The sequence below is a fragment of the Photorhabdus hindustanensis genome (assembly GCF_002968995.1).
Lineage (GTDB): Bacteria > Pseudomonadota > Gammaproteobacteria > Enterobacterales > Enterobacteriaceae > Photorhabdus > Photorhabdus akhurstii.
Window position 1 is genome coordinate 1 of sequence record NZ_PUWT01000160.1, and the last position, 958, is coordinate 958.

The 958-nt window shown below is 44.6% G+C and carries 2 protein-coding genes; both read left to right on the plus strand.

Annotation, left to right across the window (positions count from 1 at the left end):
• Positions 1–518: Rha family transcriptional regulator (locus C6H66_RS24930; RefSeq protein WP_248000827.1), on the plus strand; the 518-nt coding region annotated here is incomplete at its 5' end.
• 214 nt (positions 519–732) lie between these two features.
• Entirely contained in the window at positions 733–927 is a 195-nt protein-coding gene (locus C6H66_RS24940; protein WP_105396917.1) for a hypothetical protein, read from the plus strand.
• Positions 928–958 lie beyond the last annotated feature (31 nt).

The following is a 958-nucleotide window of genomic DNA, read 5'->3' on the forward strand; positions in this document are numbered from 1 at the left end:
TGGTTGATTACATCAATGCCGAAAGGAAGGCCAAAGCAGAGGCGGAAGGGCTTTCATTTCCATGCAAGAAATACAAGAGGCTACAACACAAAGATTTTCTCAAGAAAGTCCCAAAAGTGTTGGGTGAGGAACACTCAGCGAAATTTTCCGCTCAGTACAAAGACAGTACTGGTCGTGAGCTGCCATGCTATCGATTCCCCAAGCGTGAATCCTGTTTGATGGCAATGAGCTACAGCTATGAGCTGCAAGCGCAGGTATTCGATCACATGACTGAACTTGAGGTTAAGTCTGGATTTGGGTTTACCATCCAGCAACTGCAACACATGCTTGTTCTGGCAAAAAGGGCGTCTGATGAAGATTCATCTGATGCAGGTCGCAGACTAAGAAAGCGACAAGATGACCTGGTTACTCTCAATAAAGCTGAAAGGATGATCAATGATATTAGTCAGATGGCTCTCGGTTTGGTTGGGGGAGGAGCAAAGAAGGTTGCACATGAACCACGAGCAATTCATCGCTAAGAACATCCAAGCCGAGTTAACCAGACTTGGCTTTTCTTCATCTATTGCAGGCATGGCAAGTGACAAGGCAGTCGATCACTATCGCCGCAGTTCGTCAGCAAGCAGAAAGGGCAAGATGTACGATGACTGTCTGCATATTGCTAAGGCATGGGCGAGCAAATATAGCTCAGTCAAGCCCAAATCTTGATTTATAACATTCTACAAAGAGGTAGGTATGAGCAAATTACAGGTTTTCAAATATAAATTAGGTCAGGCCGTACAAGTTATTATCAGCGGTGAAAAAGGGCATATCAAAGCCCGTGCTGAATATATTCATAGTGCTAGCCAGTATTTGATCCACTATCAGGCAGCAGATGGCCGTGCAAGAGATGCCTGGTTTGATGAGTATGAGCTTTCACACGCTGATTAAAGAGTGACTAATTCAGAGCATTCTGCTAATA

Coding starts and splice junctions, on each gene's coding strand:
- C6H66_RS24940 (WP_105396917.1), top strand. CDS start 733: ATGAGCAAATTACAGGTTTTCAAATATAAATTAGGTCAGGCCGTACAA.